We start from the raw sequence: 14,730 nt of genomic DNA, 5'->3' as shown, positions 1-14,730 counted from the left end.
GTCGGCGCGGATCGCCTCATTCCGGCCCGAAGGGCTCCGGACAGTCCCCGCCGGGCAGCTTCCGCACCAGGTCACGAAGGGTGCTCAGCTCCCCGTCGGTCAGCCCGGACAGCAGTCGGGAGTCGGACATCACCTCGGTCACCCGGTCCCGTACGCCGCGACCTTCCCGGGTCACCACCAACGTCTTCTGCCGACGGTCCGTCGGGCCGGTGTGCCGCTGGACCAGCCCGGCCTGCTCCAGCTTGTCCACGAGCATCGTCACGTTCGACCGGTCGCAGCCCAACCGCTCGGCGAGATCGCGGGCCGGCAGTGGGCGGTCCGGGTCCAGCTCGTGCAACGCCCGAGCCGCGGCGGGGGTGAGCCCCAACTCGGCGAACGCGGCACCCTGCCGGTGTCGCAGCGCGGTGGTGACCTGCGCCATCCGGCGCACCACATCGTCGGCGAGGCAAGCCCGGTCCACAGCTGCACCTGCTGCCGAACGCACCTCCTGCGTCACCGCCACATCGTACGCACGGCGCCGGTCAGCGATCAGCCTCCCGCACGCCACCCCAGGGGCGACGCCCTTCGCGCCGCGATCGACCGGGGCGGGCCCAGGGGACGGCGAATCGGCGGTCGGCGCGCCGGCAGGCGGCACGCCAGCGGGGCGTAGCACGTGGGCGCACCGGCCGGCCGCGACGAGGGCGGCCACCAGCAGGCCGCTTGTCAACAAGGCAGCGGCCGGGGTGCCCGGCAGGGCCAGTTCGACGCCGCCGATCGCGGCCACCCCGAGCACCGCGGCGAGCAGGGTGCCAGTGGAGATCATCGCGGAGAACGCCGTGGCGGCGCTGGCAGGCAACGCCGCCGCGAGCCTGTCGATCAGCGGGCTGAACCCGCTGGCGTGCGCGGCGCCACCCACCACCAGCAGCAGGCTGCCCGGCAGCCACGGCCAGCCCTGGCGGGTGAGCACGGCGACCGCCACCACCACGGCGGCCAGCACCGGCGGGCCGAGCAGCGGAAGCGCGCCGCGCAGCCACCCAGGCAGCAGGGGCACCGCCAGCCCGCAGAGCGCGAACCCTCCGGCGTACGGGAGGAAGGCCAGGCCGGCCGCGAGCGCGGAGAAGCCGAGCCCGTCCTGCAACCGCAGGGTGAGGGTGAACAGGAAGCCGGCGTAGCAGCCCATCACCAGACATCCGGCGAGCAGACCGGCCGGGACGCCGGCCCGCGCCAGCACCGCGACGTCCAGGAGTGACGCGCCGCCACGCCGGGTCAGCCGGGTCTCGTGGCGCAGGAAGAGACCGAACCCGACCGCGCCCACACCCACTCCGGCCGGCACCGTCCAACCGGGCCAGCCGAGATCCCGAGCGAGCACCGCGGGCGCGACAAGGGTGAGCATGGCGGCGGCCAACAGCAGCACCCCCGGCAGGTCGAGCGCGGCGGGCCGGACCGGCGGCGTCGCCACGGCGGCCAGCACCCGCCGGCCGACCACCAGCAGCACCGCGCCGACCGGCACGTTGACCAGGAAGGCGGTCCGCCAGGCGAGGCCACCGGCGTCCAGCGTGACCAGGAGCCCGCCGGCAACCTGCCCGGCCGCGACTCCGAGCGCCAGAATCATCGAGTACGCCCCGAGCGCCCTCCCCCGGGCCGCGCCCGTGTACGTGGCCTGGATCAGTGCGAGGACCTGCGGCACCATCAGCGCGGCGGTGGCGCCCTGCACGACCCGGGCGACGATCAGCGTCACCGGACCGAAAGCCAGACCGCAGGCCAGCGAGGCGACTGTGAACCCGGTCAGGCCGAGCAGGAAGACCCGTGCCGGCCCGTGCCGGGCACCGAGCCGCGCACCCGTGACCACCAGCACGGCGAAGGCCAACGTGTAGCCGGCCAGCACCAGTTGGGTAAGCGCGGGCGGGCCGGACAGGTCGGCCCTGATCGTAGGAGCGGCGACCGCCGCGATCGAGGTGTCCATGGAGGCCATCGCCTGCCCGGTGAGCAGCACGAGGAGCGGCGCGCGGCGACTCGGCCCGGTAGTGGTCGTCATGCCGGCCACCCTGCCGCCGCCGGGGCCACCCGTCTTGACGATCCTTGCGGCGCACGCCCGCGCAGCGCGCGATCTTGGAGCGCGCGCCCCGTGCGGCGCGACCCGTGCGGCGCGACCCGTGCGACGCGACCCGTGCGGCGCGACCCGTGCGGCGCGACCCGTGTGACGCGACGACACGCGGCGGTTGGAGGGCGGCGGCCGGTCGGGGTGCGCGCCTACCCTGGCTGGCATGCTCGCCAGCCGCACCCTCGTGCGCGAACCGGACTTCGCGGTTCACGCGGTGCGCTGCCGCGACGACCACACCGGCTGGTCGCGTCCCGAGCCGGCCACCGCGTACGGCATCGTGCTGGCCCGACGCGGCGGCTTCCGCCGACGCGGTCGCGGCGGCGAGGAGTACGTCGACCCGACGATGGGCTATGTGACGGCGCCGGGCGAGGAGGAGCAGTTCGCCCACCCGTCCGGCGGCGACGAATGCACCTCGGTGCACGTCTCAAGCCGGCTGTGGCGGGAGTTGCTCACCGGCCGGTCGGCACCGGCGGTGGTGCACCTGGACGCCCGGATCGACCTGGCCCATCGGCTGTTGGTGAAGGCAGCGCGGCGCGGTGACGCGGGGTTCGCCGCTGCCGAGCGGCTGGTCCGCCTGGTGGGCGCGGCGACCGGCCCGGCCGCGGACGCACCCCAGCGGGACCGGCCGGTGGTGGAGGCAGCCCGCTCGGCGCTGCACGACGGTGGGCCGCACACCGACGGACTGGTGCCTCTGGCGCGCTCGATCGGCGTGTCCCCGTACCGGCTGAGCCGGTCGTTCCAGGCGTTGGTCGGGGTTCCGCTGACCCGCTACCGCAACCGACTGCGGGTGGGCCGGGCACTGGACCGACTGGCCGAGGGGGCACCGAGTCTGGCCGCGTTGGCCACCGAGTTGGGCTTCGCCGACCAGGCGCACCTGACCCGGACGCTGCGCGCCCACCTGGACCACCCGCCCGGCGAGCTGCGCCGGATGCTCGGCGAAGGCTGAATCCAGGGCCGAGGCAGGAATCAAGGGCGGGCGAGACTCGCGCGCCGCAACATCCTGGTTGTTGTGGCCTCCGGTACGCCCGATACCACCACAACCAGGATCGAGCACGATCGTGGCGCGAGGCGCGCTCAGCCGGGGAGGAACGAGAAGCGGACCTGGCGGGTGGGGTTGTCGCCATTGGTGTCGACAAGGCAGATGGACTGCCAGGTGCCGAGCGCCAGCCGTCCGCCGAGCACCGGCAGTGTGGCGTATGGGGGGACGAACGCCGGCAGCACGTGGTCGCGGCCGTGGCCGGGCGAGCCGTGCCGGTGTCGCCAGCGATCAGTAGTGGGCAGCAGGTCGTTAAGCGCGCCGATCAGATCGTCGTCGGAGCCTGACCCGGTTTCGATGATCGCCAGTCCGGCGGTGGCGTGCGGCACGAAGACGTGCAGCAGGCCGTCGCCCTCGCTGGAGACGAACTGCTGGGCCTCTGCGGTGATGTCCCGCACGGTCGGGCGGGACCCGGTCTGGACAGTGATCACGTCGCTGCGCATACGTCGCATTCTGCCGCAGCTGCGGGTCAGGAGCCGCCGCCACCGCCACCGGAGTCGCCGCCACCGCCGGACCAACCACCGCCACCCGAGTCCCCGCCACCGCCGGACCAACCGCCGCCGTCGGACGAGCCACCGTCCGACAAGTACCCGCCCGTGTCCGTGCCGTAGTAGGTCGGCGGACTGTAGGTGCCGGCGTGCCTGCGGCGTTGACCGGGTAGCGGCCCGGCCCGCCCGGCGGCCGGAGCCCGCAGGCCGCCGCGTGCCTGGACCGCGCCGAACGCCACGGCGGTCAAGCCGAAGATCACCACCGGGAGTACGGCGGGATCACCCGACAGCAGTACCCAGGTTCCGGGGATCGCCGCGAGCATCCCGACCGCCAGGAGCGCACCGCCGACAACCACTCGTCGCCCGTTCATGCCGTCACGGTAGGAGGCTCGAACAAGGCCCGAAGCGTTCGGTAGCGCTAAGTTACCGGCGAGTACCTGTGTTCAGCATCGCGTCCGGGGCACCTAGACGTGACGAGGGGTGCCACCAGGGGGCAGGATGGCGCTAGAGACCTATCCCACACACAACCGAGGGAACGCCTGTGGCTACGGAACGCAAGCGCCCGGTGATCAGCGACGGCCTACCGAGCCAGCTTCCGGACATCGACCCTGAAGAAACAAGCGAATGGGTCGAGTCGCTTGACGGTGTCATCGACGAACGCGGCGCCAAACGCGCCCGCTACGTCATGCTGCGCCTGCTGGAGCGGGCCCGTGAGCGCCAGGTCGGGGTACCGCCCCTGACCACCACCGACTACATCAACACCATCCCGTCGGAACGCGAACCGTGGTTCCCGGGTGACGAGCACGTCGAGCGGCGGATCCGGGCGTACGTCCGGTGGAACGCCGCCATGCTGGTGCACCGGGCCCAGCGCCCGGAGATCGGCGTCGGCGGACACATCTCGACCTTCGCCAGTTCGGCGTCGCTCTACGAGGTGGGCTTCAACCACTTCTTCCGGGGCAAGAACCACCCCGGCGGCGGCGACCAGATCTTCTACCAGGGCCACGCCTCCCCCGGCATGTACGCGCGGGCGTTCCTGGAGGGGCGGCTCAGCGAGCACCAGCTCGACGGGTTCCGCCAGGAGTTGTCGCACCCGGGCGGCGGGCTGCCGTCGTATCCGCACCCGCGGCTGATGCCGGACTTCTGGGAGTTCCCCACCGTCTCGATGGGTCTCGGCGGTCTGAACGCGATCTACCAGGCCCGGTTCAACAGGTACCTGCAGCACCGCGGCATCAAGGACACCTCGCAGCAGCACGTGTGGGCGTTCCTCGGCGACGGCGAGATGGACGAGCCGGAGACGCTTGGTGCGATCGGCGTGGCCGCTCGCGAGGAGTTGGACAACCTCACCTTCGTGATCAACTGCAACCTCCAGCGGCTGGACGGCCCGGTCCGGGGCAACGGCAAGGTCATGCAGGAGTTGGAGGCGTTCTTCCGGGGTGCCGGCTGGAACGTCATCAAGGTGGTCTGGGGCCGCGAGTGGGACCCGCTGCTCGCCGCGGACACCGACGGCGCGCTGGTCAACCTCATGAACACCACCACCGACGGTGACTACCAGACCTACAAGGCCGAGTCCGGCGCGTACGTGCGGGAGCACTTCTTCGGCCGCGACGCGCGGACCCGCAAGATGGTCGACCCGCTGAGCGACGACGAGATCTGGAACCTCAAGCGGGGTGGGCACGACTACCGCAAGCTCTACGCGGCCTACAAGGCGGCCACCGAGCACACCGGTCAGCCCACCGTCATCCTGGCGAAGACGATCAAGGGATGGACGCTCGGCTCGCACTTCGAGGGCCGCAACGCGACCCACCAGATGAAGAAGCTGACGCTTGAGGATCTGAAGACCTTCCGCGACCGCCTCTACCTGGACATCCCGGACAAGGCGCTGGAGGACAACCCCTACCTGCCTCCGTACTACAACCCGGGTGAGAAGTCCGACGAGATTCAGTACCTGAAGGAGCGGCGCGAGCAGCTCGGCGGCTACCTGCCGTCCCGGCGGACCAGCACCAAGCGGCTGGCCATCCCGGGCCCGGAGCGGTTCGCCGACATCAAGCGCGGCTCGGGCAAGCAGAAGGTGGCCACCACACAGGCCTTCGTCCGCCTGCTCAAGGACGTGATGAAGGACAAGGAGTTCGGCAAGCGGTGGGTGCCGATCATCCCGGACGAGGCCCGCACCTTCGGCCTCGACTCGATCTTCCCGACCGCGAAGATCTACTCGCCGCACGGCCAGCGCTACACCTCGGTCGACCGCGAGCTGTTCCTGTCGTACAAGGAGTCGACCACCGGGCAGATCCTGCACGAGGGGATCAACGAGGCCGGCTCGGTCGCCTCGTTCACCGCCGCGGGTTCGGCGTACGCCACGCACGACGAGCCGATGATCCCGATGTACATCTTCTACTCGATGTTCGGGTTCCAGCGGACCGCCGACGGGCTCTGGGCCGCGGCCGACCAGATGGCCCGGGGCTTCCTGCTCGGCGCCACCGCCGGTCGGACCACGCTCAACGGTGAGGGCCTCCAGCACGAGGACGGGCACTCGCTGCTGATCGCGGCCACCAACCCGGCAGTGGTGGCGTACGACCCGGCGTTCGCGTACGAGATCGCGCACATCCTGGAAAGCGGCCTGCACCGGATGTACGGGGACGCGCAGGAGAACGTCTTCTACTACCTGACGGTCTACAACGAGCCGACGCTGCAGCCGGCCGAGCCGGCCGACGTGGACGTGGAAGGCCTACTCAAGGGCATCTACCGCTACTCGCCGGCCCCGCAGGTCGACGGCCCGAAGGCCAACCTGCTGGCCTCGGGCACCGGCATGCAGTGGGCCCTCAAGGCGCAGCAGCTGCTCGCCCAGGACTGGGGGGTCGGCGCCAACGTCTGGTCGGTGACCTCCTGGACCGAGCTGCGCCGCGACGCGGTGGAGACCGAGGAGTACAACCTCCTCAACCCGGGCGCCGAGGCGAAGGTTCCGTACATCGCGCAGAAGCTGGCCGACGCGGACGGCCCGAAGGTCGCGGTCAGCGACTTCATGCGTGCGGTACCGGACCTGATCGCCCGCTGGGTGCCCGGTGACTACACGTCGCTCGGCACCGACGGGTTCGGCATGTCGGACACCCGCCACGCGCTGCGCCGGCACTTCCACGTCGACGCGGAGTCGATCGTGGTGGCCACGCTGCGGCAGCTCGCCCGCAGCGGTGCGGTACCAGCCAGCGTGCCGGCGGAGGCCGCCAAGAAGTACGCGATCGACGACGTCAACGCCGCCCCGGTCGGCGAGACCGGCGGCGACAGCTAAACCCGCACAACCTGAGGAAGGGCCCGGCGCGTTGGCGCCGGGCCCTTCCCGTCCCCCATCCCGTCCCCGTCCCCACCCCACCCCCACCGCGTCGATCATGGAGTTGTGGTGGGGGACGTAGCGGTTAAGTCACCCCGTTCCGGGCACCACAACTCCATGATCGACGCGGTCCAGGGGCGGGCACGGGGCGGCGGTGGGCCGACGTTCCTGGTGGGGACGCCGGGCCACCGCCGTCGCGGGTGACGCCGGGAGGATGGGCGCTCGTCAGCCGACGGCGGCCAGGTCGGTGAGCCGGGCCAGCGAGTCCTCCAGGTCGGCGCCGACCCGCCGCAGTCCGAGGCGCAGCAGGGCCGCCTTGACCGGGCCGGCCGGCCAACGGACCACGATGAGGCGAACTATCGTCCCGCCCTCCTCCTCGTCGGTGGTGAGCTGGACGTAGATCTCGGTGCGCGCCTCCGCACGAGCACCGGCACCCTTGGCCCGTTCCCGCCAGCCGATAAGCGTCGGCTCCTGGTAGGCGATCACCTCGGCCTCATGCGCCGAGCCGCGCCCAGCCTGGACCAGTTGTCGCCGCCCGAAGCCCTCTCCCGAGAGCACTTCGGCCGCGCGGACCCCGGCCAGCCAGGCCGGCAACTGCTCGGCCCGCTGTACGACATCCCAGACCACTTCAATTGGCGCCGCCACGTGCGCACTGCGTTCCACGAGGATCATTTCCGTCTTTCCTCCGGTGAGGACATCCCACGATATCGGCACTCTATGCGTTAAATCGGACGTACCGGGACGGGTTCGGAAAAAGACACGCCGATCAACCATTGCGGATTGCGCCGGGCTGGCCTATGGCGCATTCATCGAGAGCGTTCTAAAGTCCCGAACACGTTTCACGTTGATCGGGAGGGCGCATGTCGACCGCACCGGTGCCCCAGTTCCCCACCGGCTTCCGCTGGGGCGTCTCCACATCGGCCCACCAGATCGAGGGCGGCACCGACGCCGACGGGCGTGGGCCGTCCATCTGGGACACGTTCGCGCACTCGCCGGGACGGATCAGCGACGGCAGCACCGGTGCGCTGGCCTGCGACCACTACCACCGGCACGGCGAGGACGTGGCGCTGCTGGCCGGCCTCGGCGTCGACGCGTACCGGTTCTCCATCGCCTGGCCCCGGGTGCGCCCCACCGGCACCGGCCCGGCCAACCCGGCCGGCCTGGACTTCTACGACCGGCTGGTGGACGAGTTGCTGGCCGCCGGTGTCGACCCGGTGGCCACCCTCTACCACTGGGACCTGCCGCAACCCCTCGAAGACGCCGGCGGCTGGCTGCACCGCGACACCGCCGCCCGGTTCGCCGAGTACGCCGACCTGACCGCCGCCCGGCTCGGCGACCGGGTCCGGCTCTGGATCACCCTGAACGAGCCGTTCGTCCACATGAGCATGGGGTACGGCACGGGCGAGCACGCCCCCGGCCGGACGCTGCTCTTCGACGCCTTTCCGGCCGCCCACCACCAACTGCTCGGGCACGGGCTCGCGGTCGCCGCGCTGCGCGCCCGCACCAGCAGCCCGGTGGCGATCGCCAACAACTACTCCCCGGTGCGGGTGCTCGGTGACCGCGATGCCGACCGGGCCGCCGGGGCGGCGTACGAGGCCCTGCACAACCGGCTCTTCACCGACCCGCTGCTCGGCCGCGGCTACCCGGAGCTGCCCGGTCTCGACCCGGGCGTGGTCCGCCCCGGCGACCTCGACACCATCGCCGCGCCGATCGACGTGCTCGGGATCAACTACTACAACCCCACAGGGGTACGGGCCGCCGAGGAGGGCTCGCCCCTGCCGTTCGACCTGGTGCCGCTCGACGGCTATGCGCGGACCGCCTTCGACTGGCCGGTGGCCCCCGACGGGCTGCACGAGCTGCTCAGCTGGCTACGGGACACCTACGGCGACGCCCTGCCGCCCATCGAGATCACCGAGAGCGGCTGCGCGTACGACGACGCGCCGGACGCCGGCGGGCAGGTGGCGGATCCGGAGCGGATCGCGTACCTCGACGGGCACCTGCGGGCAGTCCGGGCGGCCATCGACGACGGGGTGGACGTACGCGGGTACTTCATCTGGTCGTTGCTCGACAACTGGGAGTGGGCCGAGGGTTTCACCAAGCGCTTCGGGCTGGTGCACGTCGACTACGCCACCCAGACGCGTACGCCGAAGTCGTCGTACACCTGGTTGCGGGACGTGATCGCGGCCTCCCGGGCCGGGTCGGCGCGGTGACCACCCTCGACCCGCCGCCGGCTGCGCTGCCGGCGGCGCTCGCCGAGCCGACAGTGCCGGTGCGGCGCGGCTGGATCGGGTTGATCTTCGCGGCGAACCTCGGCGTCTGGATGGCGTTCTTCACGCCCATCCAGGTGCTGCTGCCGCAGCAGATCGAGCAGATCGCACCCGGCGACAAGGAGAACATGCTGGCCGTGGTCACCGGCCTCGGAGCGCTGGCCGCGGTGCTCGCCAACCCCCTGGCCGGCGCGCTCTCCGACCGCACCTGCCTGCGGATCGCCGGGCGCGAGTTCGGCCGTCGGCACGTCTGGACAGTGGGCGGGGCGCTGCTCGGCGCGGCGGCCCTGGTGCTGCTGGCCCAGCAGCGGACCATCCTCGGGGTCGCGCTCGGCTGGGTGGCCGCGCAGGTCTGCTTCAACGCGATGCTGGCCAGCCTCAGCGCGGCCGTCCCGGACCGGGTGCCGGTGACGCAGCGAGGCGGCGTCTCGGGTTGGGTGGGCATCCCGCAGGCGCTCGGGCTGGTGCTCGGCGCGGTGCTGGTCACCGCAGTGGTCACCGGCAACGCCGCCGGCTATCTGGCCATCGCGGTCGCCATCCTGCTGCTGTCGCTGCCGTTCGCGCTGTTCACTCCCGACGAGCCGCTGCCGCGTACGCATCGACCCGCGCTGCCTACGCGGGCGCTGTTGGCCTCGATGTGGGTCAGCCCGCGTCGGCACCCGGATTTCGCCTGGGCCTGGATCACCCGGTTCCTGGTCCAGCTCGGCAACGCCCTGGGCACCCTCTACCTGCTGTACTTCCTCACCGACGGGGTGCGCCACCCCGACCCCGAGGGCTCGTTGCTGGTGCTGATCCTGCTCTACACGCTCGGCATGATGCTGACCGCTGTGGTCGCCGGTCGGCTGTCCGACCGCTCCGGCCGGCGCAAGATCTACGTCATCGTGTCCGGGCTGATCATGGCGGTGGCGGCGCTGCTGCTCGCCGTCGCGCCGGTCTGGCCGATGGCGATCGTCGCCGCGCTGCTGCTCGGCGCCGGCTACGGCGTGTACCTCTCGGTGGACGCCGCGTTGATCACCCAGGTGCTGCCCCGGGCCACCGACCGGGCCAAGGACCTCGGCGTCATCAACATCGCCAACTCGGCGCCGCAGGTCCTCGGCCCGGCGCTGTCCGCCCCGCTGGTGGTGTACCTGGGCGGCTATCCCACGCTCTACGCCGTCACCGCCGCTGTGACCCTGCTCGGCAGCGCACTGGTCGTCAAGATCCGCTCGGTGCCGTGAGTGAGGGGGCGTGGCGAAAAGCGGTGGAGGGTCGCCGTAGGCTGGGGGACGTGACGGTACGTGTGCGCTTCGCCCCCTCCCCGACCGGTATGTTCCATGTCGGTGGTGCCCGCTCGGCACTGCAGAACTGGATCTTCGCCAAGCAGCAGGGCGGGGTGTTCGTGCTGCGGGTCGAGGACACCGACGCGGCGCGCAACAAGCCCGAGTGGACCGAGGGCATCCTCTCCGCACTCGACTGGATCGGCATCTCCCGGGGCAGCTACGAGGGCCCGTACTTCCAGTCCGAGAACGCCGGCGAGCACCGGGCCGCCGCCACCCGGCTCTACGAGTCAGGGCGCGCCTACTACTGCGACTGCACCCGCGAGGACGTGCAGGCCCGCACCGGCTCGCAGTACCAGGGCTACGACGGCTACCACCGCGACCGTGGCCTCGGCCCGGGTCCGGGGCACGCACTGCGCTTCCGGACGCCCGACGAGGGCGCGACGGTGGTGGTCGACCTGATCCGTGGTGAGCCCACCTTCGACAACAAGCTCATCGAGGACTTCGTCATCGCCCGGGGCGACGGCTCGCCGGTCTTCCTGCTGGCCAACGTCGTCGACGACATGACCATGGGGATCACCCACGTGATCCGGGCCGAGGAGCACCTGCCCAACACCCCCAAGCAGCAGTTGCTCTGGGACGCCCTCGGGGTCAAGCCGCCGATCTGGGCGCACGTGCCGGTGGTGGTCAACGAGAAGCGGCAGAAGCTCTCCAAGCGCCGGGACAAGGTCGCCCTGGAGGCGTACCGCGAGGAGGGCTACCTCGCCGGTGCGATGCGCAACTATCTGATGCTGCTCGGGTGGGCGCCCTCCGGCGACCGGGAGATCGTGCCCTGGTCGGTCATCGAGGACGAGTTCCGGCTGGAGGAGGTCAACCCCTCCCCCGCGTTCTTCGACGAGAAGAAGCTGCGCGCGTTCAACGGCGAGTACATTCGCGCGCTGTCCGTGCCCGACTTCATCGACGCCTGCCAGCCGTGGCTGACCGGCACCGGGACCATCGCGCCGCCGCCCTGGCAGCCGGCGGAGTTCGACGCCGACGCGTTCGCCGCGGTGGCTCCGCTGGCCCAGACCCGGCTCGCGCTGCTCAGCGAGATCGTGCCGAACGTCGACTTCCTGTTCCTCGCCTCGCCGCTTATCGACGAGGCGGCCTGGGCCAAGACGATGAAGGACGGCTCGGCGGACCTGCTGGACGCCGCCGTCGCGGCGTTCGAGGCGCTGGAGTCCTGGGACGCCGAGTCGCTGAAGTCGACGCTGGAGGCCGTCGGTGCCGAGCGTGGCCTGAAGCTCGGCAAGACGCAGGCACCGGTCCGGGTCGCGGTCACCGGCCGCACCGTGGGCCTGCCGCTGTTCGAGTCCCTTGAGGTGCTCGGCCGCGAGCGCACCCTGACCCGAATCCGCGCAGCCCGACTCCGCCTGGTCTGACGCCCCAGCCCTGTCGATCATGGAGTTGTGGTGCCTGGATAGACCCCTTTCGGGGGGCTTTGTCCAGCACCACAACTCCATGATCGACTGCGGTACGTGGCGGGGTTAGGGGGTTTTGCGGCGGTGGCGGAGCAGTAGGGCGGCGGCGAGGGCGGCTGGCAGCAACAGCGCGCCGAGCGCCCCGGGCCACCAGCGCCGCTCCTGTGCCAGCGGTACGACCGCCGTCGGGGTGACGCTCGGTGTGGTCGAGGCCGGCCCGGCCGACGGCGAGGCGGCCGCGGCTTCCGGCGTCACGGCGGCACTGCCGGTCGACGGCAGCACCGACGGGCTGGCGGTGGTCCCTGACGTGAGGGTGAACCGCACCTCGCCCTTCACCGGGTGACCGTCGCCTGACGCGAGTTGATACCCGACGATGTAGAGCCCCGCGGCGGCCGGTGTGAACGGCACCCGGACGCGGCTGCCGGCGAAGACGGGCGGGCCGCCGGCGACCACATTGTCCGGTCCGGTTATTGTGATCTTCGTCGTAGTCGGTGCGGGCTTGGCGAGGAACCGCAGCTCGATGCGGGCAGGGGCCGTCGCCACCCGGGCGCCGTCGCGCGGATCGCTGCCGGTCAGCGAGTTGTGCGCGGCAGCCGGAGCGGCAGGTAGCAGAAACGACACACCGAACGCCACGCCGAGCACCCCTGGCACAACCCGCACCGTACGTGTAACCCTGCCCCCCATGAACCCCTCCGTAAGGGTACGATCCGCCCGCTGATCAAACAGCTCCTCATTAGTCGAGCAGAGATCGCAGATAGTTCCAATTACTGTTCCAAAGGCTGCAACTCATCGACGTTTTGCGGAGTCTGTAGGTGTAGGACCGACCCTCCGGTCGGCGTCGCATCGGCAGACCGCTCCAGGCGTCACACCGAAGCCATCCATCGAACGGGGCGAGGAGGCGGGATGGTCCGACACATGAGGTGGTTGGCCACCGTGGTGGCGGGCTCGCTGGCGGCAGCGCTGCTGTCGCTCGGCACCGCCGGCCCGGCCCTGGCGGCGCCGAAGCCGGCACCAGCCGGGGTGGACATCACCGGCGAAGGGCTCGACGCGCCGTTGCGACTGCGGGTGGACACGCAACCAGCCCATGTGGGCGCGGTCATCGACCAGGTCAACTTCCTCGGGCGCACCGGCATGCCGACCGGGCCGAAGCCGGCCGACCTCGGTCCGAAGTACACGGTCGTGGTGTTCGCCGGTGAGACGCCGCAGCAGACGTACGACCTCTATCCCAAGGCGGTCGGCGGCCCGCGGGTCTACCGGCCGGCGAAGCAGCCGGACGCCCGCAAGATCAGTGCTGGCTGGTTCCTGGGCCGGCTCAGCATGTCCGAGACCCTGCGCACCGCCGGTGTGCCGCTGGAGCGGCAGTTCGACACGGTCAGTGGCGGCGCGGGCGGCGGCGAACGGGTGCTCCCGGAGGACACGCTCGACCCGGCGAAGGACCTCGACGACGCGCTCGGCGACCTGCAGCGCCTGCTGCTGCTCAACGTCGGAGTGATGCTGACGATCACGATCGGCCTCGCCGGGATCGCCCTGCTGATCCGCCGTCGTACCCGCTGACTCCCGGCCGCTGGCGCGTCGTACCCGTTAACTCCCGGCCGCTGGCGCGTCGTACCCGTTAACTCCCGGCCGCTGGCGCCGAGGTCGCCGGCTCAGCACCAGCGGCGTGGTGGGCGCTCCCGGCGGGCGGCCCGTGGGCGCGGCCGGACCGGGCCGTGCCGATGGGCCCCGGCCCAGCCGTCAAGTTCGCTCAGGCAACCAGCGGGAACGTCTGCGTCGGGCTCGGTCCGGGCGGAGCCCTCCGCGCCGCGTTGGCGCGGGAGCGTGATCTCGTCGTCGGGCCGCGGCTCCACCGGGTGCGACGGCGCGCCGGCGGTCGGCCGACGGTGCTTGCCAGCCACCTGCGGGTCGTGGTGCCCCGGCCGGCAGGGCTCGCCCTGGGCGCAGCCGTGCTCGGCCTCCCCGTGCGCCATTCCCGGTCTCCTCACGCTCGCCTCACCCGGGTGCTCCCCCGACGTGCCCCTGTCACCGTACTGGCCGGGCCCGACGGGCCGCGCGCCGCGTACCTGCGGTCGGCACGGGCCAGCTCACGAAGACGACGGTGGGCGCGGAACCAGGTCGCGCAGTTCACCGCCTCTTCCCGTGCCGTTCACGCGCGGGCCGCAGCCCGGCCGGCGGCGCTCAGCACGCGCGGGCCGCAGCCCGATCGGGGCGGCGCTCAGCACGCGCGGTGCGCCTCCAGATCCGCTCGGCGCAGCAGCGCCCGCAGCGCCACGCCGTGACCGGCCAGCGCCTCGGCTCCACCCTCGGCGCGGTCGATGACGCAGAGGGCGTGCTCCACCCGGGCACCCAGTTCGCGGAGGTGGCCGGTTGAGATGACCACCTGCCCGCCGGAGGTGACGATGTCCTCGACCACCAGCACCTGCCGCCCGGCCAGGTCCGCCCCCTCGGCCAGCCGGGCCGTCCCGTACGCCTTCGCGCTCTTGCGGACGAAGGCGCAGGGCAACCCGGTGTGCCGGCCGAGCGCGGTCACCACCGGGATGCCGCCCAACTCCAACCCGGCCAGCACCTCGGTGCCGGTGGGGACCAGGGGCACGAGGTGGGCGGCCACCCGGTCAAGGAGACGTGGGTCGGCCTCGAAGCGGTACTTGTCGAAGTACTCGTCGGCGGTCCGCCCGGACCGGAGCACGAACGTGCCGGTCAGGCGGCAGGTGTTGTCGATCTCGCGAGCCAGCTCGGCCAGGTTCTCCCGATCAATCATGATCATCATTATGGCGCTGGCGGACCGGGTGCCGCGTAGTCCCCTTCGGCGCGTGTCGGTGCCGCACGG

General features: G+C 71.7%; 13 protein-coding genes. 6 read left to right on the top strand and 7 right to left on the bottom strand.

From position 1 onward, the window contains the following. Positions 1-16: 16 nt before the first annotated feature. A complete protein-coding gene (locus tag AB0B86_RS12905; RefSeq protein WP_357417861.1) occupies positions 17-2,014 on the bottom strand; it encodes an MFS transporter in 1,998 nt (665 codons plus the stop codon). Between the two features lie 229 nt (positions 2,015-2,243). Here AB0B86_RS12905 and AB0B86_RS12900 point away from each other — a divergent pair, with 229 nt between their 5' ends. Further along, complete coding sequence (locus AB0B86_RS12900) at positions 2,244-3,026, top strand: helix-turn-helix domain-containing protein (RefSeq protein WP_357405897.1); 783 nt, start codon at positions 2,244-2,246, stop codon at positions 3,024-3,026. Between the two features lie 128 nt (positions 3,027-3,154). Here the strand turns inward: AB0B86_RS12900 and AB0B86_RS12895 are convergent, their stop codons facing one another. Next, positions 3,155-3,559, bottom strand: coding sequence for a YjbQ family protein (locus tag AB0B86_RS12895; RefSeq protein ID WP_357405896.1), 405 nt, complete (start codon positions 3,557-3,559; stop codon positions 3,155-3,157). A 26-nt stretch (positions 3,560-3,585) separates the two neighbouring features. Then, positions 3,586-3,975 carry a hypothetical protein gene (locus tag AB0B86_RS12890; protein ID WP_357417859.1) on the bottom strand — a complete coding sequence of 130 codons (390 nt, stop codon included), beginning with the start codon at positions 3,973-3,975 and terminating at the stop codon, positions 3,586-3,588. Between the two features lie 170 nt (positions 3,976-4,145). Between AB0B86_RS12890 and aceE the strand changes: the two genes are divergently transcribed. Then, positions 4,146-6,884, top strand: a complete 2,739-nt coding sequence (gene aceE, locus AB0B86_RS12885; RefSeq protein WP_357405892.1) for a pyruvate dehydrogenase (acetyl-transferring), homodimeric type — start codon at positions 4,146-4,148, stop codon at positions 6,882-6,884. 264 nt (positions 6,885-7,148) lie between these two features. Here the strand turns inward: aceE and AB0B86_RS12880 are convergent, their stop codons facing one another. Then, complete coding sequence (locus AB0B86_RS12880) at positions 7,149-7,595, bottom strand: SRPBCC domain-containing protein (protein WP_269682909.1); 447 nt, start codon at positions 7,593-7,595, stop codon at positions 7,149-7,151. Positions 7,596-7,783: 188 nt separating this feature from the next. Here AB0B86_RS12880 and AB0B86_RS12875 point away from each other — a divergent pair, with 188 nt between their 5' ends. From AB0B86_RS12875 to gltX, 3 genes are read left to right on the top strand one after another with little or no spacing between them, the layout of a single operon-like run. Further along, positions 7,784-9,133, top strand: coding sequence for a GH1 family beta-glucosidase (locus AB0B86_RS12875; protein ID WP_357405889.1), 1,350 nt, complete (start codon positions 7,784-7,786; stop codon positions 9,131-9,133). Next, a complete protein-coding gene (locus tag AB0B86_RS12870) occupies positions 9,130-10,407 on the top strand; it encodes an MFS transporter (protein ID WP_357405887.1) in 1,278 nt (425 codons plus the stop codon). The genes AB0B86_RS12875 and AB0B86_RS12870 overlap by 4 nt, the downstream gene beginning before the upstream one ends. 50 nt (positions 10,408-10,457) lie before the next feature. After that, positions 10,458-11,867 carry a glutamate--tRNA ligase gene (gene gltX / locus AB0B86_RS12865; protein ID WP_357405885.1) on the top strand — a complete coding sequence of 470 codons (1,410 nt, stop codon included), beginning with the start codon at positions 10,458-10,460 and terminating at the stop codon, positions 11,865-11,867. Between the two features lie 105 nt (positions 11,868-11,972). Here the strand turns inward: gltX and AB0B86_RS12860 are convergent, their stop codons facing one another. Further along, entirely contained in the window at positions 11,973-12,566 is a 594-nt protein-coding gene (locus AB0B86_RS12860; protein ID WP_357417854.1) for a copper resistance CopC family protein, read from the bottom strand. 243 nt (positions 12,567-12,809) lie between these two features. Here AB0B86_RS12860 and AB0B86_RS12855 point away from each other — a divergent pair, with 243 nt between their 5' ends. Next, entirely contained in the window at positions 12,810-13,460 is a 651-nt protein-coding gene (locus AB0B86_RS12855) for a hypothetical protein (RefSeq protein ID WP_357405881.1), read from the top strand. 92 nt (positions 13,461-13,552) lie between these two features. On the opposite strand, the gene AB0B86_RS12850 is transcribed toward AB0B86_RS12855, so the two are convergent. After that, positions 13,553-13,873 carry a hypothetical protein gene (locus AB0B86_RS12850; protein WP_357405879.1) on the bottom strand — a complete coding sequence of 107 codons (321 nt, stop codon included), beginning with the start codon at positions 13,871-13,873 and terminating at the stop codon, positions 13,553-13,555. 245 nt (positions 13,874-14,118) lie between these two features. Further along, positions 14,119-14,661: a phosphoribosyltransferase family protein gene (locus AB0B86_RS12845; protein WP_357417852.1), complete on the bottom strand. Its 543-nt coding sequence runs from the start codon at positions 14,659-14,661 to the stop codon at positions 14,119-14,121. Positions 14,662-14,730 lie beyond the last annotated feature (69 nt).

This window comes from Micromonospora sp. NPDC049047 (assembly GCF_040649135.1).
In the GTDB taxonomy this organism is placed as follows: domain Bacteria; phylum Actinomycetota; class Actinomycetes; order Mycobacteriales; family Micromonosporaceae; genus Micromonospora.
Note: the sequence above shows the minus strand (reverse complement) of the source record. Positions and strands in the feature narration are given on the sequence as shown.

Coding starts and splice junctions, on each gene's coding strand:
- AB0B86_RS12905 (WP_357417861.1), bottom strand. CDS start 2,014: ATGACGACCACTACCGGGCCGAGTCGCCGCGCGCCGCTCCTCGTGCTG.
- AB0B86_RS12900 (WP_357405897.1), top strand. CDS start 2,244: ATGCTCGCCAGCCGCACCCTCGTGCGCGAACCGGACTTCGCGGTTCAC.
- AB0B86_RS12895 (WP_357405896.1), bottom strand. CDS start 3,559: ATGCGCAGCGACGTGATCACTGTCCAGACCGGGTCCCGCCCGACCGTG.
- AB0B86_RS12890 (WP_357417859.1), bottom strand. CDS start 3,975: ATGAACGGGCGACGAGTGGTTGTCGGCGGTGCGCTCCTGGCGGTCGGG.
- AB0B86_RS12880 (WP_269682909.1), bottom strand. CDS start 7,595: ATGATCCTCGTGGAACGCAGTGCGCACGTGGCGGCGCCAATTGAAGTG.
- AB0B86_RS12875 (WP_357405889.1), top strand. CDS start 7,784: ATGTCGACCGCACCGGTGCCCCAGTTCCCCACCGGCTTCCGCTGGGGC.
- AB0B86_RS12855 (WP_357405881.1), top strand. CDS start 12,810: ATGGTCCGACACATGAGGTGGTTGGCCACCGTGGTGGCGGGCTCGCTG.
- AB0B86_RS12850 (WP_357405879.1), bottom strand. CDS start 13,873: ATGGCGCACGGGGAGGCCGAGCACGGCTGCGCCCAGGGCGAGCCCTGC.
- AB0B86_RS12845 (WP_357417852.1), bottom strand. CDS start 14,661: ATGATTGATCGGGAGAACCTGGCCGAGCTGGCTCGCGAGATCGACAAC.